Below are 22,120 nucleotides of genomic sequence, written 5' to 3' on the forward strand. Positions count from 1 at the left end.
TACTACGAGTACTTAACTCTTTTTCAAGCAGGTTTCCACTCATTTCACCCTTATGGAATGGATTATACTTTAAACTGCAAAATTTCCTGTTGGAGTGTTTGTGCATTATCGCTTAATGTCACGGCAACTGCATTTACTTGCTGCATTGTAGCGGTCTGTTCCTCTACCGCTGCCGCAATCATCTCCAAATTGCCGCTTGATTCATTTGAACTTTGGGCAATTTCATTAACCGATGCTGTCACCTGCTCTGCACTTGCAGAAAGCTCTTCGGAAGTAGCTGAAATTTCCTGGATTTGCATCGACATTTGTGTCACTGCATCTACAATCGTTGTAAATGATTCCCCTGCATTTGCAATAATCTTCACACCATCTTCCACAGAAACTAACGAATCCGATACGGCACGTTCAACATTTTCTGTATCCGCTTTAATTTCAAGTGTTAAGTTAACAATTGAGTTGGCGGATGATTTGGATTGCTCTGCCAGCTTCCGCACTTCATCGGCTACAACAGCGAACCCTTTTCCATGTTCTCCGGCACGTGCGGCTTCAATCGCTGCATTTAATGCCAATAAATTCGTCTGATCCGTAATCGATGTGATTAGTTGGGAAATGTTATTAATTTCTTCTGTTTGTTGTGCCAGTTTTTGCACTAGAGCATTTACAGAGTTTGTGGATGAACTAATAATGCTCATTTGTTGTTGGGCATCATAAATAATTTGTCCACCATCTTTAGCTGTCTGTGTCGCATCAACCGAATTCCCAAGCAATTTTTGCGTTGATTCCGCAATTCGTTGTACACCTGCTGCTGTTTCTTCCATAGCACGTGCACTTTCATTTGATGCATGTGCAGAAATTTGAGCTCTTTCAGCTGTATCATTTACCCGCACCGTTACATCTTCCGTCGTCGCCGATATTTCTTCGGTACTTGCCGAAAGCTCCTGTGCTGCCGCATTTACTTGCTCTGAATTAACCTGAATATTTTTAATCAGATTCGATAAATTATTTTTCATCGAATTGAACGCGTTGCCCAGCTGCCCAATTTCGTCCTTTGTTTTCACTAGAATATCTTGCTGCGATAAATCCCCTGCTGCAATAAGATTCGCTTCATTCACAATTCCATTTAAAGGGGAAATAATTGTTTTACGAATATAAATCATAACAAGTACGCCAATAAGAACACTGATTGCTAAAGCAATTCCTGCAACTAAAACGGAGAAACCAATCGCATCACCGGCTTTCGTTTTAATTGCATCAAGTTCTTTTTCCTGATGCTCAACCATTTGAGCTGTTGCATCGAACATTCCGTCATTTGCTGCGCGCAGTTTTGTATTAATAAAACCGTTTGCGAGTATTTGATCGCCCCGTTCGAAAGCATCCATCATATCAAGGTAACCGTAATTAAAGTCATCCCGGTACTTAATGATTTGTTCCATCTGTTCTGTCATCGTATCACTCGATACTAGCGTACTTAAATATTCAATCTCCTGATCCAGTAATTCGTTGTACTGCTTAAAGCTTTCGGCAGATTCTTCTTTTCCATCAAAAACAAGTGCCCGCACATACATTCCTTGCATCGCGACATTAAAACGGATTTTGTCTACGGAACGAATCTGCTCTACCCTGTAGTCGAGTGCTTCTTCCATATTTCCCTGTATATTTTTCAAACTCATATAGTTAAGTACTACTGTAATCATAATTAATATGATCATTATAATTAGTGCAGCATTTAATCTTTTCCCTACACTCATGTTGATTCCTCTTCTCGTTGTTCATTTAAAAGAAATTCCAATGTTGCCTGTCCTAAAACTTTTGCAGCGATAAGCATTGCCCGTTCATCAAAATCAAACCGGGCATGATGATGCGGATAAACTGTTTCCCATTCCGGATCCTTTGCTCCTGTAAAGAAGAAAGTTCCTGGAACAAGCTGCATATAGTAGCCGTAATCTTCCCCAATCATAAATGGAGGACAGACTGTGACCTTTTCAACACCTGGTGTTTCGTTTGCAATTTGTGCAACAAATTGTGTTTCCGCTACATGAGTGACTACAGGCGGATACCCATCGAAGTATTCAAAACGATAGTCAGCATGCATTCCTAAACATGTCGCTTTCAATAATAATTCGATTTCCTCTTTCATCTGTTTTCGGACTTGTTCATCAAATGCACGTACAGTTCCTTGAATTTTCACTGTATCGGCTATGACATTGAACGGATTGACCGCTTCAAATTGTCCGACCGTCACTACACCTGATTCAAGCGGTGCAATACGGCGCGAAATAATTGTCTGCAACTGAGTGACAAAGTGTGCACCAACAACGATTGCGTCAACCGAATGCTGTGGTTCTGCACCGTGTCCGCCCTTTCCTTGAATCACAATTTCAAATCGATCTGCCGCTGCCATAATGGCTCCTTCTCGTATAAGCACTTCTCCTAAAGGAGTCAGTGCCCATAAATGTGTTCCGAAAATTACGTCCACACCGTCTAAACAGCCATCTTCGATCATTGCCTTTGCCCCTCCTGGAGCAAGTTCTTCTGCATGCTGATGGATAAACACGATATTGCCGGATAGATGTTCCCGCATTTCTGTCAATGCTTTCGCCAAAATGAGTAATGTTGCCGTATGACCATCATGACCGCATGCATGCATCACTCCATCATTTTTTGATTTATAAGGAAAATCATTTAGTTCCTGAATTGCCAATGCATCAAAATCGGCACGTAATGCTACCGTCTTTCCAGATTTTGCCCCTTTTAATGTGGCTACAACTCCACGCCCTCCAACATATTCTCGAACCTCCAAGCCTAATTCACGGTGGAACTTGGCAATGTATGCAGGTGTATGTACTTCGTGATGGGATAGTTCCGGATGCTCATGTAAATAGCGTCGAATAATTACCATCTCTTCAAAATTATCTTCTAACTTTAATAATAATTGGTCCATTTTCCTTACCCCTTTACTCTCTTACTTTATAACTATACAATAAATTCAAATAATTTAGATAAAAGATTTAATTTTCCTAATAAAATAATAAAAAAAGCATATACTTCCTTTTTAAGAAGTATATGCTATAAATTTTATTGAGTCTTTTTTACTACTGCTGTTATAACCATTATCCAGCCCACTAAAAAGAATACCCCACCGATAGGAGTAATGGCGCCTAGTACACCGATTCCTGTTAAAGCTAATACCATCAAGCTTCCCGCGAAGATTATAATACCTGCATTAAAGCAGAACATCGCAATTTTCAACTGCTTCACTTCACCGAAAATAGCTTTTGACATTAAAATACCGACCAAAATAAGTGCTGTTGCATGAAACATTTGATACTGGATCGCTGTATCCCAAATACCGGCGCTGTACTCATCCAGTAAATCTTCGAGTGCATGAGCTGCAAATGCGCCTAATGCAACTGCTAAAAAACCGTGAATTGCGCCAGATATAATTGAACCTTTCATTTCTTTTACCTCTTTCTTTTTCTAATACAAGTTTCATCCCTATAAATAGGGGGATTTCATTCCGAACAGGCGTATCTCTCTGTTAAAAGTCAAACAATGAGTCGCCGTTTGCATCGTCTTCTTCAAGCTTTTGTGCAGGAATTGCGACCGGTTGCGTGTATACGGGTGACGAGATCGTTGTACTCATGCTATTTATGGAAGCAGGTTTTGGCGAACTGATTTTTTCGTCTAAAACGACATCACATAGCGCACGAATTGCCGCAAGTTTTTCACGGGCTTGTTGTTCTGTTGCCGCATGTGCTGCTTCTGTTGTCAATTTTTCAATTTGCTTAACAATCGATTCATACGTAATCATCGCATTTGCCCACCTTCTCTATTTTTCGGTACAAATTTTAAGCAGTCCATTCCCGAAGACTGTTTTACAACGAGAGATGGCAGCTGCTTCGTTTTAAAGCCATATGCTGTGCAACCGCGCGGATTAAACTGATCCCATGTCACACGAAAATGCTGGCATTTAAAGCAATCTACTTTCATTTGCCGTTCCCTCTCTTTCTATCATTACTTTACCATGCTTTCAGGCAAAAGTTTAGCTTGTTTCCCTATTTCTTCGCTAAGCACCAGTCAATAGGCTGCTGTCCTAAAGACAGTAGTGCTTTATTTGTTTTTGAATAAGGTTTGCTTCCGAAAAAGCCGCGGTGTGCGCTTAATGGACTCGGATGAGGCGATTGCAAAATAATATGTTTATCTGAAATCTGTTCAATTAAAATCCGTTTACTTTGCGCCGGTTTTCCCCATAATAAAAATACAATTGGCTGTTCACGTTTTGCGAGATGTTCAATAATAGTATTCGTCAACTGTTCCCAACCTTGGCCTTTATGGGAATTGGCTTTGCCTGCCTGTACAGTTAAAACGGTGTTCAATAATAATACACCCTGCTTTGCCCACGACGTTAAGTCCCCATGTTCCGGGATTTCGCAGCCAATGTCCTGCTGCAGTTCCTTCATCATATTTTTTAGACTCGGCGGCAATTTTTGCCCTTTTTCAACTGAAAAACTTAATCCATGTGCCTGATTCGGACCATGATACGGATCTTGTCCTAATATGACTACTTTTACATTTTCGTAATCCGTTAACTGGAGGGCATTGAAAATATTCTCCTTCTTTGGATAAACTGTCTCTTCCCTGTATTGTCTCTCTAAAAATGTCTCAAGAAGTCTATAGTACGGCTGCTCTGCTTCTCGAGCCAATAAATCTTTCCAACTATTCGTCAACTGTTCCATCATAATTTCCACCTCATTTTATACGCTAGTGAATTTGCTGCAGAAGTTCAAGTGATTTATCTGGCATTATAGATTTTTCGTTTTCTGACTATTTTTATATAGTCAGCTAGGCGTTATACTTAACCTAATTATAATTCGAATTTTCACTTTAAGGAGATATGCTATATGACACTAAAAAAAACTTTAACAATTGCCGGTTCTGATACTTCTGCAGGCGCAGGTATGCAGGCCGATTTAAAAGCCTTTCAAGAACATGGCACATACGGAATGGTCGCATTGACAGTAGTTGTGACAATGGATCCGAAAACTTGGAGCCACTCAGTCACACCGCTACCGACAGAATTATTACAAAAGCAAATCGATACAGCCCTTTCAACAGGTGTCGATGCCATTAAAACAGGCATGCTTTCAACTGTAGAAATTATTCAAATGGCCTCAAAAGCGATTCAAGCTTCCGGCACTGATAAAATTGTCATCGATCCTGTAATGGTCTGTAAAGGCGAAGATGAAGTATTGAACCCTGGCAACACGACAGCAATGATTAAATATTTATTACCCTATGCAACAGTTGTCACACCTAACCTTTTCGAAGCAGGACAGCTGGCAGGCACAACAACGCCGAAAACAATCGAGCAAATGCAAGCTGCCGCTGTGAAAATTCATGAGCTTGGCGCAAAAAATGTTGTAATTAAAGGTGGAAAAGCCTTAGTACATGATAAAGCCGTTGATTTGTTCTATAATGGAGTAGAATTTAAATTATTAGAAACAGAAAAAGTTTCTTCTACTTATAATCATGGGGCAGGCTGTACTTTTGCAGCGAGTATTTGTGCAAACTTAGCAAATGGTCTTTCTGTTGAGGAATCGGTTATTGAAGCGAAAGAATTCGTTTCAGCGGCGATTAAACACGGATGGGCTTTAAATGAACATGTTGGACCAGTAATGCACGGGGCAAAACCACGTTTCGGTGCACCTGAAATTACTGTTACAACAATTCCAAACTATCTACATGCATAAAAACTTCTACACGTAGAAGTTTTGCCTCCGGCGGATGTCACAGATCCGGTAATGAGGTCTTTGCGTCAGCGCAAAGCCGAATCCGGACGCAATTACGCTGAGGCGTAATTGATTTGGCGTCACACAAGAACTCAATTCTTGTGTGACTTTTTCGTTTCACAGTCGAATATATTTGACTATACTATTAATAGAAAGATTCGAAAGGAGTTAATAAGAGTGATGAAGGAAGTAAATACTAACGAGCTCCAGGAGTTAATTAATTCTTTTGCGAACAAAGACGTTTTTATTCATCTAGAAACTACAAACGGCTCTTATGCAACACATTACAATGAAGGCTTTTTCAATGCAGGCGCATTTATCCGCAATGTACAAATCCGCTATGAATTGGGAAAGGTTGTAGGAGACGCCCCACACCGTGTCGGACTTAAAATGCCGCATGGCTGGGTTTACGCACAAGGAATTACACATTTTGAACTGGACGATCAGGGCCGATTACTAATGGCTGGTTTAGATAATACTGGAAAGCTGGCGGTTGCATTAGAAATCAGCGAAACGCCATTTGCTTATTAAGGAGGTCGCTTATATGACATTAAAAGAAGAACGTCACGTTTTAGTCGTTTATCCGCACCCGGATGATGAAGCCTTTTCAGTTGCAGGTACACTACGCTTATTCCATAACATGGGAGTTCCTGTTACATATGCTTGTTTAACATTAGGCGAAATGGGACGAAACTTAGGAAATCCTCCATTTGCAACGCGCGAGTCATTGCCGGAAATACGCAGAAAAGAGTTGATGGAAGCGTGTGAGGCAATGGGTATCGGTGATTTGCGTATGATGGGTTTACGTGACAAAACAGTTGAATTTGAAGACGATGAGAAAATGGTCAAGCTCGTTAATGATTTGATTGTCGAGCTGAATCCATCACTAATCTTCACATTTTTACCTGGCTTTGCTGTCCATCCCGATCATGAAGCAACTGGGCGCGCTGTTGTCGAAGCGGTACGTCGTATCGATAAGCAGTATCGCCCTCGTATTTTAGCTTGTGCATTTGCGAATGACACAGTCGAGAAAAACGGTGAACCGGATGTTACAATCGAAATCTCGTCTGTCAAAGCAGATAAGTTAAAAGCTTTAAAAGCTCATGCTTCTCAAACTGCCTGGATGATACAAGACGCAGAAAAACGGGTAGATACCGGTGATGTCTCACTAGATAACTGGTTAAGCAACGAAAGGTTTTATACTGTATCATTCAATGATTAATGTATATTTATAATTTCAAGGACGTTTGCATATTTTGGGATTTGCAGACGTCCTTTTTTCTCGTATTCATCTCTTGTATTTTTATTCGGTCCAATTTTAGCTTATTTCTTCAAAAATATGATGTTTATTACATCTAAACCTTTCGCCAGCCTAATTATATTCATTTTTTAATCAGTATAGTTTTCAGAAATATTAATCTTTATGTAAAACAGTAGACAAATGAATAAACACGTTTTATAGTGTATAAATATTCAAACTAACAATCAAAGAGGTTATCATATATGAAAACAAAATTTTCTTCTTATACTTGGTTTCTGTTTATTGCCCTTTCTGCACTTGGTGTGTTTTTATTTATTACACCGATTAATACAGAAGACGGCATAAAAGTACCAATTGCGATCCTTGCGAACTTTTTGGCAGGTAAAGTGGAGCCATTCATTCACTGGTTCGCATTCATCATATTTATTATTGCGGCGGCAGGATCTGTCGTAATGCAGTTTATTCCGCAAAAAAAAGAGCAACGTACACTCGCTGATTCATTATTCCGTGTAAACTGGTTCTGGACAATTATGCGTGTGCTTGCAGTCATTTTTGCGAGTATGTATGTGTTCCAAATCGGACCTGAGAGTTTAACAAGTGACGTTACAACAGGCGTGCTGCTTGATCCGGCATCCGGTCTTGTAACTTTCATGTTTGTACTGTTTTTATTTGCCGGTTTATTGTTGCCTTTATTAACAGACTTCGGTTTACTCGAGTTCTTCGGTTCAATGATGGTGAAAATTATGCGCCCCCTATTCAAGATCCCAGGACGCTCTGCCATTGACTGTCTAGCTTCTTGGGTTGGTGATGGCACAATCGGCGTATTGCTTACAAGCAAACAATATGAAGAAAAAAATTATACAGGCCGTGAAGCTGCAACAATCGCAACAACTTTTTCGGTCGTATCGATTACTTTCTGTTTAGTTGTAGTTGAAACAATCGGCATTGGTGATTACTTCATCGAGTTCTATGCTTCTGTCATTATTTGTGGTTTAATTTTAGCATTCATTATGCCTCGTATTTACCCGTTAAAACAAAAAGCGGATACTTTAATTGATGGCTCTCAAGTGCCTGCAAACCGTGAAGATGTACAAGATGGATATAATGTATTTTCTTTTGGATTGCACAATGCTTTATCGAAAGCCGATTCTAACCGTAACTTAGGTAAAATGATCAAAAATGGATTTATTAATGTACTGGAAATGTGGTTTGCGGTTACACCGATTATTATGGCGTTCGCAACAATTGCATTAGTGTTAGCAGAGTTTACAAGTTTCTTCCGTATACTAGGAATGCCATTTGAGCCGATTTTGGCGCTTCTGCAAATTCCTGAAGCCGGTGAAGCTGCACAAACGATGATTGTCGGTTTTGCGGACATGCTGTTACCTTCAGTTTTAGGTGCTGGCATTGAATCAGAAATGACACGTTTCTTCATCGCGACAGTATCGGTTACACAGTTAATCTACATGTCGGAAGTCGGTGGACTGATTCTAGGTACGAAGCTTCCATTAAAAATCTGGGATCTATTTATCATTTTCTTAATCCGTACAATCATTTCAATTCCAATTATCGCAGCAATTGCGCATCTTTTATTTTAATTAAACAATAAAGGGCTGCCGGAAAGTCAGATTCTCTACTGACGTTCCGGGCAGCCCTTTTTACTATTTACTTCGTGCTTGTGAAGCCGCCATCGATTCGAATGACTTCCCCGTTAATATACTCTGCTTTTGAAGTTAGCAGGAAGGTTACAAGCTCTGCTACTTCCTCTGGTGTACCTAAGCGTTTTTGAGGGATTCCACCAGTAGCATTTTCCTTCATTTGCGGATTTGCTTCATAAAAGGCTTTTACCATTGGTGTTTCAGTCGGGCCTGGTGCGATCGCATTTACACGTAGCCCGTCTTTTGCGTATTCCGCTACCATACTTCTTGTTAACCCGACAATTCCGTGTTTCGTTGCTGAATATGTAACAACGGAATCCTGTCCAATTACACCGGCACTTGATGCCGTATTTACAATGGAACCGCCACCGTTTTTCAGCATTACTTCGGCCACATAGCGTACACCATAAAGTGCCCCTAACAAGTTGATACCGACAATTTGTTCAATTTCCTCAATCGTCGTATCTAAATAGAATTTACCGCTGCCGGAAATTCCTGCATTGTTAAAGAAGTAATCAATCGCTCCAAAATGCTTAACTGTTTCATCAACATAATTTTTTACTTCTTCAGCTTTTGATACATCCGCTTTAATGAAAATAGCGTCTACGCCATGTGCTTTCACTTGTTCAACTGTTTCGTTTCCGCCTTTTTCACTGACATCCACTACCGCAATATTAATACCTTCCTGTGCCATACGGATAGCTGTTGCTTGTCCTAACCCGCTGCCTCCACCTGTAATAATCGCTGTTTTAGTCATAGCTATTCCTCCTAAAATGATTTTGGACGCTGCCAATAAGTTTTTCCTATGCGCAAAATTTTCCTGCCACAATAATTTATTTTTCCCCTTTGTTTTTCAAATAAACATTGGGAGGTGACTTAAGACTTGGTTCATACATAAGCTTTTCCTGTTCCGTTCGATGATATGCACTTCAAAGAGATATAGTGCGCGTTTCAGTTTCAAGGAAATCTTGTCTGAATCGATGCCTGATTTCTCTATTAAACCGCTTTCATTATGACGTATTGATTAATTTTCATAATTTACAGAATTTTTACGCCATTACGACATAAATTTATGATAGAATAATATAATCTTTAATCAGATGACGGAGGTTACATGGAAATGGGAGTTACTCAACCGAATACGATTGCAGTCGAAAACGTATTAATCGCACATCATTTTTTAAAAGATGTTGTTGTACATACACCCCTGCAATTAAACGAATATTTATCAGAAAAGTATGGGGCAAAAATTTACTTTAAGCGTGAAGATTTGCAGCATGTTCGCTCATTTAAATTACGTGGTGCCTATTATAAAATTAAAAAAATCGAAAATGAGGCTCGTACTTCAGGTGTCGTCTGTGCAAGTGCCGGCAACCATGCACAAGGTGTTGCGTATGCGTGCGCAAAGCTGGAAATTAAAGCGACAATCTTTATGCCGAAAACAACTCCGAAACAAAAGATCGATCAAGTGCGGATGTTTGGCAGAAGCTTTGTAGAAATTGTACTGGCAGGAGATACATTTGACGACTCTGCGGAAAGCGCACTTGCCTATTGTGAGCAGGAGAACCGCATTTTCATCCATCCATTCGATGATGCGGATGTAATGGCTGGCCAAGGAACAGTGGCGGTCGAAATTATGAATGACATCGAAGAACCGATCGATTATGTATTTGGCAGTATCGGCGGTGGCGGATTAATGTCAGGCGTCTCTTCCTACATTAAAAACTTGTCCCCTTCGAGTAAAGTTATCGGTGTAGAGCCTGCAGGGGCGGCAAGTATGAAATCTGCTTTCCAAAACGGAGCAGCGGTTTCACTGGACACGATCGATAAATTCGTTGATGGCGCTGCTGTAAAATGTGTTGGGCATGATACATATGAAGTATGCCGTCACTATTTGGATGATATTATCGCCGTTCCGGAAGGTAAAGTATGTACGACTATTTTAGATCTTTATAATAAGCATGCTATTATTGCCGAGCCTGCTGGAGCATTGTCGGTTGCAGCACTTGACTTTTACGCAGAGCAAATTCGCGGAAAATCGGTTGTCATCATTATCTCTGGAGGAAATAACGATATCGGGCGTATGCAGGAAATTAAAGAACGCTCACTCATCTATGAAGGGCTGCTGCACTATTTCATCGTAAGTTTCCCTCAGCGTTCAGGAGCATTACGCCAATTTTTGACGGAAGTGCTTGGTCCGAATGATGATATTACAACGTTTGAGTATACGAAGAAAAACAATAAAGAAAGTGGTCCGGCATTGGTCGGCATTGAGCTTGCACATCGCGAAGACCACGCAGGATTAATTGAACGTATGCGTGCAAACGGTTTCGAGTATAAAGAAGTAAATAACGACAGTACGCTGTTTGCGTTGCTAGTATAAATACTTTTATTGAAATATAAAAACTCGATTTTCTCTCAGAGAAAATCGAGTTTTTGCTTTATCTTTCTGGAACTTTTCATTTACCCTAATAACGCGCGGTCTGAATTCATTTTTTCGCCGCGGATTTGTTCGAACTCGTGCATTAAATCCGGAATCGTCAAGTCCTGTTTACGGTCTTCACCGACTTCCAGAATAATTTGCCCTTTATCCATCATAATGAGGCGATTCCCCAAATCGAGCGCCTGCTGCATATTATGCGTGACCATCAGTGTTGTCAGCCGGCTTTCCTCGACAAGCTCTTTTGTCAGCTTTGTAATAAGCTCTGCACGGGACGGATCAAGAGCTGCTGTATGTTCATCAAGCAGTAAAATTGAAGGCTTCGTAAATGTCGCCATTAATAAACTTAATGCCTGGCGTTCCCCACCCGATAATAGCCCGACTTTAGCCGATAAACGATTTTCCAAATTCAAATGCAGCTTTTCCAATGACGTTTTGAAAAACTCTCGACGCTTTTTATCAACACCAAAACGCAATGAACGCTTTGTGTTACGTGAATAGGCAATCGCCAAGTTTTCTTCAATAGTCATCGTTGGTGCTGTTCCTGCCATCGGATCTTGGAATACGCGGCCGATATGTACAGCACGCTTATATTCCGGCAAGCGGGTTAAATCATTGCCGTTAATTTCGACAGAGCCGAAATCTGGTGTTAACGCTCCTGAAATCATATTCATCATTGTCGATTTTCCGGCTCCGTTACTGCCGATAATTGTAACGAAATCACCAGGTGCCAAATGCAAATTAATATTGTCCAGTGCAATTTTCTCATCGGGTGTTCCTTCGTTAAATACTTTATTAATGCCATCTAATTTAAGCAAGGCTCTTCCCTCCCTGCTCAATATCTACTTTTGCCTGTTGTAATGCGAGACGTTCTTCCAAACGTTTTGCTTTTCTCTTTTTCTCTTTATATTTCCCTACGATTTGCGGGATTACTAGCGCTAAAATAACGATAACCGCCGTAATTAGTTTCATATCTCCCGAGTCAAGCCATTTTACACGTAACGCCAATGCGTAAATCATTCGGTAAATTATTGCCCCGGCAATAACTGCAAATGTGACACGAACAATCGACTTTGTTCCGAAAATTGCTTCACCGATAATTACAGATGCCAAACCGACAACAATCATACCAATACCTAATCCGACATCGGCAAACTTTGTATATTGGGCAATTAATGCACCCGATAATGCTACCATACCGTTTGAAATTCCCAGTCCTAAAATGACCAGTGAATCGGTATTTGCCGAAAAGCTGCGAATCATTCGTTTATTGTCACCTGTTGCACGAATCGCGAGACCGATTTCTGTTTTTAAGAACCAGTCTACTACTAGTTTAATAATCGTTGTAACAACAATCATTAAAATTAAAATTCCCCAAGTTGTTGGAACAGAAGCTAAGCCCATTGATTTCAGTACATTTGTAATTGCTGAATCAATACCTAAATTCGACCAGAATGAACCGAACGTCGAAAAAACTGTTTCTGAATTTAATAGTGGAATATTTGGTCGTGTTACACCGGTATCTGAGCTTAATCCCATAATTCGAAGATTAATCGAATAGAGGGCGATCATCATTAAAATCCCTGCAAGAAGAGGATTAATTTTCCCTTTAGTGTGTAAAATTCCTGTCATACATCCAGCAATAAATCCAGCAACTGTTGCGACCAATGTGGCAAGGACCGGGTTATAGCCAAGCACGATCATCATCGCTGCCGTACCTGCCCCCGTTACAAAGCTTCCATCAACCGTTAAATCCGGAAAATCCAGCACACGGAATGTTAAATAAACCCCAAGTGCCATAATTGCATAGATGATCCCTTGCTCCACTGACCCAAACATAGCTGTAAACATCTCGAATCATCTCCTGACTTTTTTAAAAGTTTTAAGCAAGTCAGCCTAAACATTTACCTGTTTAGGCTGACTTGCTTTTTTATAAAAAATAATGAATTATTGTACTTCTGCTTCCCATTCAGGCTTAATTTCCAGGCCTAAGTTTTCTGCAGTAGCTTTATTGATTACTAGTTTTAAGTTAGCCGGGTACGCAGCCGGAACTTCTGAAGGTGTTTTACCTTCCAATAAAATTTGTGCTGCCATTTGCCCTGCTTCATAGCCGATATCGTAGTATTCGAAACCGTAAGCTGCTAAACCGCCGCGCTCTACTGAATCAAGCTCACCGACAACAAGAGGTAATTTGTTTGCATCTGCTACTTCGATTACAGATTCAAGTGCCGATACGACCGTATTATCTGTAATAATATAAAATGCATCTACTTTTCCTACTAGTGATTCTGCTGCCTGACGTACTTCAGATGAAGCAGATACCGCTGCTTCCACAATTGTTACGCCTTCTTTTGCTGCAATTTCTTTTACTGCCGCAATTTGTGCAACTGAGTTTTGCTCACCAGCGTTATATACCATCCCTACATTTTTTGCCCCTAATTCTTTTAGGAAGGCAACTGTTTTCGGCATTGTTTCCGGATGTAAATCAATCGTACCTGTTACGTTGGCACCAGGTGTTGCCATTGACTCGATCAATTCCGCACCTACTGCATCCGTTACCGATGTAAAGATAACCGGGATATCAGAAGTCGCGCTTTTTGCCGCCTGTGCTGAAGGTGTTGAGTTTGCGAAAATCAAATCTACATTATCCCCGACTAACTGCTGGGCGATTGTCATGTTTGCACTGTTATCGTTGTTCGCAGATTTGTCTACGTATTCTGCTTTAATACCTGCATCTTCAATTGCTTTTTTAAATCCTTCTTTTGCTGCATCTAATGATGGATGTTCAACAATTTGTGTTGTTCCGATTTTAAATGTTTTATCGCTATCTGCTTTAGCTGTATCTACAGCCTCGCCATTTGACGTCTCGTTCGAAGATGTCTCGCTCTCTTCCCCGCCACAAGCAGCTAATAATAAAAGAAGCCCGAATAATAAAAAGGATAGCTTCATTAAATTTTTTCTCATCTTATTTCCCCCTAGTTTACTTTATCGATTTAAAGCACCGAACTTCATTTGGATGAAGTGTGTTGAAATAATATTACCGCGTCGTATTTAGATAGTCAATAACATTTAGAATCTTCTGAATTTATTCTAGGTAATGTGCCTCATTTCGAAATTTAGTTGATACACTTCAAACCGCTAAGCAACGCGGTTTGTTGAAGTTTTTACTCTTTAGAATTTTTTTGAGTATTTATTGAAAAAAAAGTCCTATAAATCTTTACTTTTATTTTCAATATTGCTATGATTGCAGTTGCTTTGCGTGGTTCGTAACCATCCCACGTTAAAAAACTAGGAGGAATTTCATATGAAGGTAAAGTTTATTGCAGCGAGTGCCATTATTGCAACATTATATATTGCTGTCACAATGCTTGTTGCGCCAATTAGCTTTGGGCAAGTACAGTTCCGTATTGCCGAAATTTTTAACCATTTAGTCGCATTTAACCCGCGCTATATGTTAGGTGTTGTTTTAGGTGTATTTATTTCCAATTTCCTGATGTCTTCGATCGGTCCAATTGATTTAGTATTTGGTGTCGGACATACGATTATTACACTCGGAATTTTCATATTCATTTGTAAGTTTGTGAAAAATATTTGGGCTCGTCTGATTATTAATACAACACTATTTACGTTTACAATGTTTATCATTGCAGCACAGCTGAATATCGTGCTTGGCTTCCCGTTCTGGGAAACTTGGCTGTTTGTAGCATTTGGCGAATTTGTTGTATTGGCGGTTGGAGCACCGATTATGTACACTTTAAATAAACGATTGAATTTCAAAAAATTAATTTAATATCGATTTTTTCACCGGCTGGTTTTAAAACGTCAGCTGGTTTTTTATTCAGCGAAAATATTTTAGAATTGTTTGACATTTCATTTTTCAGTGTTAGAATAAAGCATATTCAAATTATTATTTACGGTAGCAGGTTGCGGGAGCGTGACCACCGTTTTCGTTTAGTTGAGCTTAGTTGAGTAAATTGTTGAATAAGAAGAGTAGCATTTACCGTTTTGTAAAGAGAGCGTATGGCTGGTGAAAATACGCCAAAAGGTAAATGTGAATGGGCCTTATGAAAGCTGCTGGCGTTAGTCGGCGGACGGTACCCTGCCGTTATCAGGTTTAAGTGGAAGCAAGGTTTTTTTGGTTTGCTTCAAACGAGGTGGCAACGCGGTGCAGATCGTCCTCAGCAAAAGTTAATTCTTTTGCTGAGGGCGATTTTTTTGTTCAGCAAAGCTTTAAATTAATTACAAGATTGCTAAATAATCTGAATCGTAAAGGCGTAATTTATTTCAAAAAAGGAGTTGTTCATATGGTAGTTCAGCAACATTTTCGTACATCAATGAAAAAAGTAAATGGGGATTTACTAACACCAATTTCTATTTTCCAGCGACTGCAAGGTGAACGGAAGTTTTTATTGGAAAGTTCCTCTAAGTATGACGGGAATGGACGCTATTCGTTCATCGGGGTCAACCCTCGTAAAACGTATATCGGGACAGGTGATCAACTTTTAGATCATGCACATCATTCCAATAAAGCCTACACATATGAAGGCGAGCTGGTTCAACTATTAAAGCAAGTGATGCCTCGTGTCTCATCACATACGGAATATCCGTTTACAGGTGGCGGAATTGGCTATATTCATGCATTGCAAAAGCCATTGCCTGAACTGCAGTTTCATGTTTACGATACACTCATTATTTTTGATCATTTAACAGATGAAATCGCTGTTTTCCATACAAATATTGAAGCAGAGCAAGTAGAACCGAACATTGATCAATTGATTGAACAGCTGTTTGCAACACCAACACCTGAACAATCTTCCTATATATTACAACATGTCGAAAAAGAGGGGAATGGACGTTATCGCGCACAATTTTCCGGAGAGGCCCTTTCCCTTTATCGAAAAATGCGCATTGAGCACGCTGCACCATATATGTACTATGTCGAATTTGATGATTGCACAGTAATCGGTACATCAAAATCAAACTACATGCAAGTAAGGAACGGGAATATTTCCGTTACGAATGATGCACCGTCAATCGAACGCTATAGTACAGAAAATTCGGTGCAGCAGCTTGCAAATGTTACAACAAGTACGTTAAGCCCTACCCTTCATGCCATCGATGTCGTGAAAGGGCTATTACCAGCACAAGGCTTGATCGGCTATATCGGCTTTAATGGTCAGGTCGATTTCACAACACCTGAACAGACGATAATAATTCAAGGAAATGTCGCACAGCTTCACTCGGAGACAGATGAAGAAGCGCCATTCCACTCTTTACTGAAAGGATGATGAACATGTCTTTACTTCCATACATTGAACAGATTGAGCGAAAAGAGCACTTAATTTTTGAGGAAATGCAGCAGGCGGCACAGCTTATTTTTAATGAGCAAACACCGAAAGAACAGATTGCCTCATTTTTAACAGCGATGAGTGCAAAAGGAGAAACGGCACATGAAGTGGCAGGCTTAGCTTCTGTTATGAAATCACATGCAGTTGCTGTCGACGTACCGGAAGGCATTTATATCGATAACTGCGGCACGGGCGGCGACGGACTTCAAAGCTTCAATATTAGTACGACATCCGCTTTTGTATTGGCAGGCGGCGGCATTTTAGTAGCTAAGCACGGCAACCGGAAAGTATCGAGTGCTTCAGGAAGTTCGGATGTGTTGGAGGCACTTGGCATTACGCTGTTGCCGAATATCGAGCAAACATCCGAATTGCTTAAACAGCACGGTATCGCCTTCTTACATGCTCCGAATATGCATCCGAAGTTAAAACGGATTGGTGAAGTACGACAGGCAATCGGCAAGCCGACGATTTTCAATTTAGTCGGTCCCCTAACAAACCCTGTTCCGCTAAAAACACAGTTTGTCGGCATTAACCGACCAAACTTTACGACCGATTATGCAGAAGTGCTCCATCTGTTAGGACGTGAGCGTGCAATCGTCGTATCTGGTGCACAAGGAATGGATGAAGCATCACTGGATGGTGAAAACACTTTTGTACTGTTAGACCGCGGGGACATAATTCCATTTAAACTGCGTGCTGAAGATGTCGGCTTAGCCTCACAGCCACTTTCTGCAATTCGCGGCGGCACTCCTGCAGAAAATGCGGATATTATGCGTGACTTACTAAAAGGAAAACAAAGCGTGTATTTTGATACGGTTCTTTTAAACGCCGGCATTGGCTTCTTTGCATATGGGCTTGCCGAGACAATGAAAGAAGGTATCGATATGGCGAAGGACAGCATTTTATCCGGACGCGCTTATGAAAAGTTAGAGAATATCATTGCTTATAGCCAAAAACAGATGCAGGAGGAACCCGTAAAATGACGATTTTAGACCGTATTATTGACCAAAAAAAGACTGAGCTGCCACAATTGCTTTCGACAAAGCCTGTGTTTTTAACAATTGATAAGGTCCGCCCTTCTTTATACGAAACATTAATATCAGCCAATTCATTGCAAGTCATTTCGGAAATGAAGCGTGCCTCCCCTTCTAAAGGCGATATTGCGACAGAAGTCGACCCTGTTGAGCAAGCTTTACAATATGAAGAAGCAGGTGCTGCCTGTATATCCGTATTGACAGAACGCGCATTTTTTAAAGGAAGCTATGCGGATTTAAATGCCGTTGCCAATGCCGTAAACATACCGGTTTTATGTAAAGACTTCATCATTCATGAAGTACAGATCGACTACGCGAAGGCTGCCGGCGCATCGGTTGTCCTGTTGATTGTTGCAGCATTAACAGACGACCAGCTGAAATCCCTTTACGCCTATGCGACAGAACAACAGCTGGAAGTGCTCGTTGAAGTACATGATGCCGATGAATTAAAGCGTGCCCTTGCCATTGGGGCAAACATTATCGGAGTGAATAACCGGAATTTGAAAACATTCGATGTTTCACTATCAGCAACACTTGAAATTGCGCAGCTTCTTCCTCCATCACCGATAGCATTTATTAGTGAAAGCGGAATTTTAGGTCCGGAAGATGCAAAGTTTGTGGCGAATGCTGGCGCAAAAGGAATATTAGTCGGCGAAGCATTAATGCGCAGCGGAGATGTCAAAAATTCACTAAAAGCACTACAAATCGACATAACAGCAAAGGTTGGCGAAAATCGATGACAAAAGTAAAAATTTGCGGATTAAAAGAAATTGAACATGTAGAAACAGCGGTCAAAGCAGGTGCTGATTTTATCGGATTTATGTTTGCGCCCAGTAAACGACGCATTACGGTAGAGGAAGCAGCGGAACTGGCAAAGGCAATTCCGCGTACGGTCAAAAAAGTCGGGGTTTTTGTCAATGAAGAGCCAGCCACTATTCGTCAAATTGTAAAAGAAGTCGGACTCGATTATATCCAGTATCACGGTGATGAAACACCCGAACAGATTCAAGAAATCGGGCTGCCGGCAATTAAAGCGTTCTCGATTCGCAGTGAAGAGGATGTGACACGAGCAGCGACGTATGATGTGGACTACTATTTGTTCGATGCGCCTGGAACTGACTTTCGTGGAGGAAGCGGAAAATCCTTTGACTGGATGCTGCTTGATAAAGTAAAAATCCCGCTTGAAAAGGTTATTTTGGCAGGTGGATTAAATGAAGAAAATGTTGGACTGGCGATTATGCTTGTCGAGCCATTTGCAGTAGATGTTTCAAGTGGTGTAGAAGTAGATGGTCGAAAAAGTTCAGCAGCGATTACGAATTTTATTGAAACAGCAAAAGGAGAGTTGATTTTATGACGACAGTAAAAGGACGATTCGGGCGATTCGGTGGTCAATTTGTGCCCGAGACATTGATGACTTCACTTGAGGAATTGGAGCTTGCATATGAGGAAGCAAAAAAAGACCCCTCTTTCCAGGAAGAGCTAGATTATTATTTAAAGCAATATGTCGGACGTGAAACTCCCCTATATTTTGCGGAGCGTTTAACGAATAAAGTCGGCGGTGCGAAAATCTATTTAAAGCGTGAAGATTTAAATCATACTGGCGCACATAAAATAAATAATGCGATCGGCCAGGCACTTTTAGCAAAGCGTATGGGGAAGAAAAAAATTGTTGCTGAAACTGGTGCAGGTCAACACGGTGTTGCAACGGCAACTGCGTGTGCATTGCTTGATATGGAATGTATCGTTTATATGGGGGCAGAAGATGTACGCCGTCAGCAACTGAACGTTTTCCGTATGGAGCTGCTCGGGACAAAAGTTGTTGCGGTAGAAAAAGGCTCTGCTACATTGAAAGATGCGGTTAATGAAGCGTTGCGTCACTGGGTCACTCATATAGAAGATACGCATTACATTTTAGGATCGGCACTTGGACCCCACCCCTTCCCTACAATTGTCCGTGATTTCCAGCGTGTCATCGGGGATGAAACACGTGCCCAAATTTTACAGCAGGAAGGACGTCTTCCGGATACAGTTATTGCTTGTATCGGTGGCGGCAGTAATGCAATCGGAATGTTCTATCCGTTCGTGGAAGATCAGGATGTAGCATTATATGGAGTGGAAGCTGCAGGTTCAGGTGTCAATACCGACAAGCATGCGGCAGCAATTCACGTAGGGAAAACAGGTGTCCTACATGGTGCGTTCATGTATTTACTACAGGATGATAACGGTTTTGTTCAAGAAGCCCATTCAATTTCAGCAGGACTTGATTATCCGGGAGTTGGACCTGAGCACTGTCATTTACATGAAACAGGTCGTGCTGCCTACCCTTCTGTTACCGATGAACAGGCACTTGAAGGTGTAAAGCTATTATGTGAAACGGAAGGAATTTTACCGGCATTGGAAAGCGCGCATGCCGTTTACTATGCGAGCCAATTTGCCAAGGACCGACCTGCTGATGAAATTGTTGTCGTTTGCCTATCAGGTCGTGGAGACAAAGATGTTCACACATTAATGGATAAACTTGGAGGTGGCGCGAAATGACATTGCAAAAACAGCTTGAAAACGTATTAGCAGCAGGAGATAAAGCATTTGTTCCTTATATTATGGCAGGCGATGGCGGGCTTGAAACATTAAAACCTACTATACTAAAGCTTCAGCAAATCGGAGTTTCCGCAATTGAGGTCGGCATACCATTTACCGATCCTGTAGCAGATGGACCAACGATTGAACAAGCCGGTGAACGTGCACTTGCACAAGGTGTGACATTGAAAAAAGTACTGGATGAACTGCAAAGCTTTGCACAGGAAATCCATATTCCGCTCGTTGTCATGACTTACTTAAACCCGATTTTAGCTTATGGGATTGAAGCATTTGCAGAGGATGCAAAACGCAGTGGGGTTCAAGGACTGATTGTACCGGATATGCCTTACGAAGAAAGTGCTTTATTGCATGACGCTTTAAAGGTAAATGGCATTGCGCTTGTCCAGCTCGTATCATTGATGAGTCCCCCTGAACGTATTAAGAAATTAGCCGCTGCAAGTGAAGGCTTTGTTTATGCTGTAACGGTAAATGGCATTACCGGTGAACGTGCAAGCTTTGCCGCGGAACTTGCCGGGCATTTTGCAAACTTGAAAGCAGCGAGCAATATTCCCGTGTTAGCAGGTTTCGGTATTTCAACGACTGAACATGTAAAAAGCTTTGGCGATATCGCAGATGGAGTAATTGTCGGCAGTAAAATTGTTACGGCACTCGTCGAGCAAGACTGGGCAACAATCGAAGCGCTTGTACAGGCAACGAAGAAGACAGCTGTGATTTAATCGCTGCTGATTATTGAAGATGCAACGGCTTGAAGAATTGGAGGACCCCATCTCTTCCTTTCAGTACCTTTGCATCCCACTTTCTTCTATATATATTATATTTCCTTTATATGGTATCCTTTGATTAAATCTATTTAGTGGGGGTTCAAGATGAATGTAAAGGACTTTTTTGGTGGTTTGTTTTTTATTGCGATTGCCGGTTATTTTACGTATGTATTAGTAGATAGCATGCCAAAGCTGTTCATAGACAGTACAACGACTTGGCAATACTTTGTCGCATTCTTTCGTGTTGCACTCATTATTTTCCTTTTCAACTTAGGACTCTCCCTTATGAAACGCTTTTTCGTAGGCGGGACGACGAAAAACGGGAACGCTCGGTAATTCGATGCGTCCCCGTTTTTTATTTTTCGTTTACTCTTCTTCATTTAATGTTTCGCTAAATGTACCTTTAAAATCAGCATCTTTAATTGTAACATTCGCTTCTTTCAATAAACGTGCCTCTACTGTTTCCCACTCAGTATTCGCAACAATCTGCTCTTTCAATGTCTTTTTGATTTCTTCTTTTTGCTCTTCCAGTGAAGCATAGTCTTTCAATTCTCGTTTATCTACCAGCTGAATAATTTCATAGCCTAAAGTACTTTCCACCGGCTCTGATACTTCTCCAGTTTCTAATGCATACGCTGCATCTGCAAATGTTGCCTCCATATCAGCAATGGACAGCCAGTCTAGATCACCGCCGTTTTCAGCTGTTTCGCTATCCTGTGAGCTCTCTTTCACAACCGTTTCAAAATCGCTGCCTTCCGAAATCTTTTCATACAATTGCTGCGCCTCTTCTTCCGTCTCGACTAAAATGTGGCGTGTATGAAGCTCATATTTCCCTTGCTCATAATAGGTCTTGATTTCTTCTTGTGTTACTTCAACATCCTCCATCGCTTTTTGCTGGAGCAATTGGAAACGTATTGTATCTTTGAATGTTTCTTCTGTATAGCCATTCGTCGCCAAAGCCGATTCAAAGCTGTCTCCGTACATTTCTTTATACGTTTCGAGCTGTTCCTCTATTTCTTTGTCTGACACTTCATACTGGTCCGTTAAAATTTTATCAATTACAACTTGTTCCAAAAGAGTTGTTCCGGCTATTTCTTTCATTTGTTCATAAAACCCTGATTTCGTAATATCCCCGTAAGCCGTTGTTGCGACAATCTCGTTATCTGTATTACCACATGCCGCCAACAAAAGTGAAGCCGCCAATGTGATACCGATTATAGTTTTTTTCATT

General features: G+C 40.9%; 24 protein-coding genes, 1 riboswitch and 1 other annotated feature. Of the genes, 13 read left to right on the forward strand and 11 right to left on the reverse strand.

Translation table 11 applies throughout. The annotated features are described in order from the left end of the window. Positions 1-62 precede the first annotated feature (62 nt). From M3166_RS11255 to M3166_RS11280, 6 genes are all read right to left on the reverse strand, one after another. Entirely contained in the window at positions 63-1,748 is a 1,686-nt protein-coding gene (locus tag M3166_RS11255; protein ID WP_251689902.1) for a methyl-accepting chemotaxis protein, read from the reverse strand. Next, entirely contained in the window at positions 1,745-2,941 is a 1,197-nt protein-coding gene (locus M3166_RS11260) for an amidohydrolase (protein WP_251689903.1), read from the reverse strand. The genes M3166_RS11255 and M3166_RS11260 overlap by 4 nt, the downstream gene beginning before the upstream one ends. Positions 2,942-3,075: 134 nt before the next feature. Continuing rightward, positions 3,076-3,456 (reverse strand): DUF423 domain-containing protein, encoded by a 381-nt coding sequence (locus tag M3166_RS11265; RefSeq protein WP_251689904.1) that lies wholly within the window; start codon positions 3,454-3,456, stop codon positions 3,076-3,078. Positions 3,457-3,538: 82 nt separating this feature from the next. Next, a complete protein-coding gene (locus tag M3166_RS11270; protein WP_251689905.1) occupies positions 3,539-3,811 on the reverse strand; it encodes a YwdI family protein in 273 nt (90 codons plus the stop codon). Then, positions 3,808-3,990: a uracil-DNA glycosylase gene (locus tag M3166_RS11275; RefSeq protein ID WP_251689906.1), complete on the reverse strand. Its 183-nt coding sequence runs from the start codon at positions 3,988-3,990 to the stop codon at positions 3,808-3,810. Before M3166_RS11275 ends, M3166_RS11270 begins: the two co-directional genes overlap by 4 nt. A 65-nt stretch (positions 3,991-4,055) precedes the next feature. After that, complete coding sequence (locus M3166_RS11280) at positions 4,056-4,739, reverse strand: uracil-DNA glycosylase (RefSeq protein WP_251689907.1); 684 nt, start codon at positions 4,737-4,739, stop codon at positions 4,056-4,058. 162 nt (positions 4,740-4,901) lie between these two features. Here M3166_RS11280 and thiD point away from each other — a divergent pair, with 162 nt between their 5' ends. The 4 genes from thiD to M3166_RS11300 all read left to right on the forward strand — a co-directional run bounded on the left by thiD (position 4,902) and on the right by M3166_RS11300 (position 8,648). Beyond that, entirely contained in the window at positions 4,902-5,750 is an 849-nt protein-coding gene (gene thiD / locus M3166_RS11285) for a bifunctional hydroxymethylpyrimidine kinase/phosphomethylpyrimidine kinase (protein WP_251689908.1), read from the forward strand. 219 nt (positions 5,751-5,969) lie between these two features. Further along, entirely contained in the window at positions 5,970-6,320 is a 351-nt protein-coding gene (locus M3166_RS11290; RefSeq protein ID WP_008404569.1) for a YojF family protein, read from the forward strand. Between the two features lie 13 nt (positions 6,321-6,333). Next, on the forward strand, positions 6,334-7,011 hold the full coding sequence (bshB2, locus tag M3166_RS11295; RefSeq protein ID WP_251689909.1) for a bacillithiol biosynthesis deacetylase BshB2: 678 nt from the start codon (positions 6,334-6,336) through the stop codon (positions 7,009-7,011). Between the two features lie 281 nt (positions 7,012-7,292). Next, positions 7,293-8,648 carry a YjiH family protein gene (locus M3166_RS11300; RefSeq protein WP_251689910.1) on the forward strand — a complete coding sequence of 452 codons (1,356 nt, stop codon included), beginning with the start codon at positions 7,293-7,295 and terminating at the stop codon, positions 8,646-8,648. A 67-nt stretch (positions 8,649-8,715) separates the two neighbouring features. On the opposite strand, the gene M3166_RS11305 is transcribed toward M3166_RS11300, so the two are convergent. Continuing rightward, positions 8,716-9,465 carry an SDR family NAD(P)-dependent oxidoreductase gene (locus tag M3166_RS11305; RefSeq protein WP_251689911.1) on the reverse strand — a complete coding sequence of 250 codons (750 nt, stop codon included), beginning with the start codon at positions 9,463-9,465 and terminating at the stop codon, positions 8,716-8,718. A gap of 357 nt (positions 9,466-9,822) precedes the next feature. Here M3166_RS11305 and ilvA point away from each other — a divergent pair, with 357 nt between their 5' ends. Further along, positions 9,823-11,091, forward strand: a complete 1,269-nt coding sequence (gene ilvA, locus M3166_RS11310; protein ID WP_251689912.1) for a threonine ammonia-lyase IlvA — start codon at positions 9,823-9,825, stop codon at positions 11,089-11,091. Positions 11,092-11,171: 80 nt separating this feature from the next. Here the strand turns inward: ilvA and M3166_RS11315 are convergent, their stop codons facing one another. The 3 genes from M3166_RS11315 to M3166_RS11325 all read right to left on the reverse strand — a co-directional run bounded on the left by M3166_RS11315 (position 11,172) and on the right by M3166_RS11325 (position 14,112). After that, positions 11,172-11,966 (reverse strand): ABC transporter ATP-binding protein, encoded by a 795-nt coding sequence (locus M3166_RS11315; RefSeq protein ID WP_079524586.1) that lies wholly within the window; start codon positions 11,964-11,966, stop codon positions 11,172-11,174. Further along, entirely contained in the window at positions 11,959-12,999 is a 1,041-nt protein-coding gene (locus tag M3166_RS11320; RefSeq protein ID WP_251689913.1) for an ABC transporter permease, read from the reverse strand. The genes M3166_RS11315 and M3166_RS11320 overlap by 8 nt, the downstream gene beginning before the upstream one ends. A 96-nt stretch (positions 13,000-13,095) precedes the next feature. Then, complete coding sequence (locus M3166_RS11325) at positions 13,096-14,112, reverse strand: ABC transporter substrate-binding protein (RefSeq protein ID WP_251689914.1); 1,017 nt, start codon at positions 14,110-14,112, stop codon at positions 13,096-13,098. A 289-nt stretch (positions 14,113-14,401) separates the two neighbouring features. Then, positions 14,402-14,446: riboswitch (PreQ1 riboswitch) on the forward strand. A 6-nt stretch (positions 14,447-14,452) separates the two neighbouring features. Between M3166_RS11325 and M3166_RS11330 the strand changes: the two genes are divergently transcribed. The 8 genes from M3166_RS11330 to M3166_RS11365 all read left to right on the forward strand — a co-directional run bounded on the left by M3166_RS11330 (position 14,453) and on the right by M3166_RS11365 (position 21,225). Then, positions 14,453-14,938, forward strand: a complete 486-nt coding sequence (locus M3166_RS11330; protein WP_251689915.1) for a QueT transporter family protein — start codon at positions 14,453-14,455, stop codon at positions 14,936-14,938. Between the two features lie 178 nt (positions 14,939-15,116). Further along, positions 15,117-15,331, forward strand: a binding site (T-box leader). 121 nt (positions 15,332-15,452) lie between these two features. Continuing rightward, positions 15,453-16,436 carry a metal ABC transporter ATP-binding protein gene (locus M3166_RS11335; protein ID WP_251689916.1) on the forward strand — a complete coding sequence of 328 codons (984 nt, stop codon included), beginning with the start codon at positions 15,453-15,455 and terminating at the stop codon, positions 16,434-16,436. Between the two features lie 5 nt (positions 16,437-16,441). Further along, complete coding sequence (gene trpD / locus M3166_RS11340) at positions 16,442-17,479, forward strand: anthranilate phosphoribosyltransferase (protein ID WP_251689917.1); 1,038 nt, start codon at positions 16,442-16,444, stop codon at positions 17,477-17,479. Beyond that, the gene (gene trpC / locus M3166_RS11345; RefSeq protein ID WP_251689918.1) at positions 17,476-18,270 is read left to right on the forward strand and encodes an indole-3-glycerol phosphate synthase TrpC; all 795 of its coding nucleotides are present in this window, start codon (positions 17,476-17,478) and stop codon (positions 18,268-18,270) included. Before trpD ends, trpC begins: the two co-directional genes overlap by 4 nt. Continuing rightward, entirely contained in the window at positions 18,267-18,884 is a 618-nt protein-coding gene (locus tag M3166_RS11350; protein WP_251689919.1) for a phosphoribosylanthranilate isomerase, read from the forward strand. Before trpC ends, M3166_RS11350 begins: the two co-directional genes overlap by 4 nt. Then, positions 18,881-20,068, forward strand: a complete 1,188-nt coding sequence (gene trpB, locus M3166_RS11355) for a tryptophan synthase subunit beta (RefSeq protein WP_251689920.1) — start codon at positions 18,881-18,883, stop codon at positions 20,066-20,068. Before M3166_RS11350 ends, trpB begins: the two co-directional genes overlap by 4 nt. Continuing rightward, positions 20,065-20,844 carry a tryptophan synthase subunit alpha gene (gene trpA / locus M3166_RS11360; RefSeq protein ID WP_251689921.1) on the forward strand — a complete coding sequence of 260 codons (780 nt, stop codon included), beginning with the start codon at positions 20,065-20,067 and terminating at the stop codon, positions 20,842-20,844. The genes trpB and trpA overlap by 4 nt, the downstream gene beginning before the upstream one ends. 150 nt (positions 20,845-20,994) lie before the next feature. Next, positions 20,995-21,225 (forward strand): sulfate permease, encoded by a 231-nt coding sequence (locus M3166_RS11365; RefSeq protein WP_251689922.1) that lies wholly within the window; start codon positions 20,995-20,997, stop codon positions 21,223-21,225. A gap of 30 nt (positions 21,226-21,255) precedes the next feature. Here M3166_RS11365 and M3166_RS11370 read toward each other — a convergent pair whose 3' ends face one another. Further along, a complete protein-coding gene (locus M3166_RS11370) occupies positions 21,256-22,119 on the reverse strand; it encodes a peptidylprolyl isomerase (protein WP_251689923.1) in 864 nt (287 codons plus the stop codon). Position 22,120 lies beyond the last annotated feature (1 nt).

It is taken from the genome of Solibacillus isronensis, assembly GCF_023715405.1.
Lineage (GTDB): Bacteria > Bacillota > Bacilli > Bacillales_A > Planococcaceae > Solibacillus > Solibacillus isronensis_B.

Coding starts and splice junctions, on each gene's coding strand:
- M3166_RS11270 (WP_251689905.1), bottom strand. CDS start 3,811: ATGATTACGTATGAATCGATTGTTAAGCAAATTGAAAAATTGACAACA.
- trpC (WP_251689918.1), top strand. CDS start 17,476: ATGACGATTTTAGACCGTATTATTGACCAAAAAAAGACTGAGCTGCCA.
- M3166_RS11350 (WP_251689919.1), top strand. CDS start 18,267: ATGACAAAAGTAAAAATTTGCGGATTAAAAGAAATTGAACATGTAGAA.
- M3166_RS11365 (WP_251689922.1), top strand. CDS start 20,995: ATGAATGTAAAGGACTTTTTTGGTGGTTTGTTTTTTATTGCGATTGCC.
- M3166_RS11260 (WP_251689903.1), bottom strand. CDS start 2,941: ATGGACCAATTATTATTAAAGTTAGAAGATAATTTTGAAGAGATGGTA.
- M3166_RS11265 (WP_251689904.1), bottom strand. CDS start 3,456: ATGAAAGGTTCAATTATATCTGGCGCAATTCACGGTTTTTTAGCAGTT.
- M3166_RS11335 (WP_251689916.1), top strand. CDS start 15,453: ATGGTAGTTCAGCAACATTTTCGTACATCAATGAAAAAAGTAAATGGG.
- thiD (WP_251689908.1), top strand. CDS start 4,902: ATGACACTAAAAAAAACTTTAACAATTGCCGGTTCTGATACTTCTGCA.
- M3166_RS11290 (WP_008404569.1), top strand. CDS start 5,970: ATGAAGGAAGTAAATACTAACGAGCTCCAGGAGTTAATTAATTCTTTT.
- M3166_RS11320 (WP_251689913.1), bottom strand. CDS start 12,999: ATGTTTACAGCTATGTTTGGGTCAGTGGAGCAAGGGATCATCTATGCA.
- M3166_RS11370 (WP_251689923.1), bottom strand. CDS start 22,119: ATGAAAAAAACTATAATCGGTATCACATTGGCGGCTTCACTTTTGTTG.
- trpD (WP_251689917.1), top strand. CDS start 16,442: ATGTCTTTACTTCCATACATTGAACAGATTGAGCGAAAAGAGCACTTA.
- M3166_RS11300 (WP_251689910.1), top strand. CDS start 7,293: ATGAAAACAAAATTTTCTTCTTATACTTGGTTTCTGTTTATTGCCCTT.
- M3166_RS11255 (WP_251689902.1), bottom strand. CDS start 1,748: ATGAGTGTAGGGAAAAGATTAAATGCTGCACTAATTATAATGATCATA.
- M3166_RS11280 (WP_251689907.1), bottom strand. CDS start 4,739: ATGATGGAACAGTTGACGAATAGTTGGAAAGATTTATTGGCTCGAGAA.
- M3166_RS11325 (WP_251689914.1), bottom strand. CDS start 14,112: ATGAGAAAAAATTTAATGAAGCTATCCTTTTTATTATTCGGGCTTCTT.
- trpA (WP_251689921.1), top strand. CDS start 20,065: ATGACATTGCAAAAACAGCTTGAAAACGTATTAGCAGCAGGAGATAAA.
- trpB (WP_251689920.1), top strand. CDS start 18,881: ATGACGACAGTAAAAGGACGATTCGGGCGATTCGGTGGTCAATTTGTG.
- ilvA (WP_251689912.1), top strand. CDS start 9,823: ATGGAAATGGGAGTTACTCAACCGAATACGATTGCAGTCGAAAACGTA.
- M3166_RS11305 (WP_251689911.1), bottom strand. CDS start 9,465: ATGACTAAAACAGCGATTATTACAGGTGGAGGCAGCGGGTTAGGACAA.
- bshB2 (WP_251689909.1), top strand. CDS start 6,334: ATGACATTAAAAGAAGAACGTCACGTTTTAGTCGTTTATCCGCACCCG.
- M3166_RS11275 (WP_251689906.1), bottom strand. CDS start 3,990: ATGAAAGTAGATTGCTTTAAATGCCAGCATTTTCGTGTGACATGGGAT.
- M3166_RS11330 (WP_251689915.1), top strand. CDS start 14,453: ATGAAGGTAAAGTTTATTGCAGCGAGTGCCATTATTGCAACATTATAT.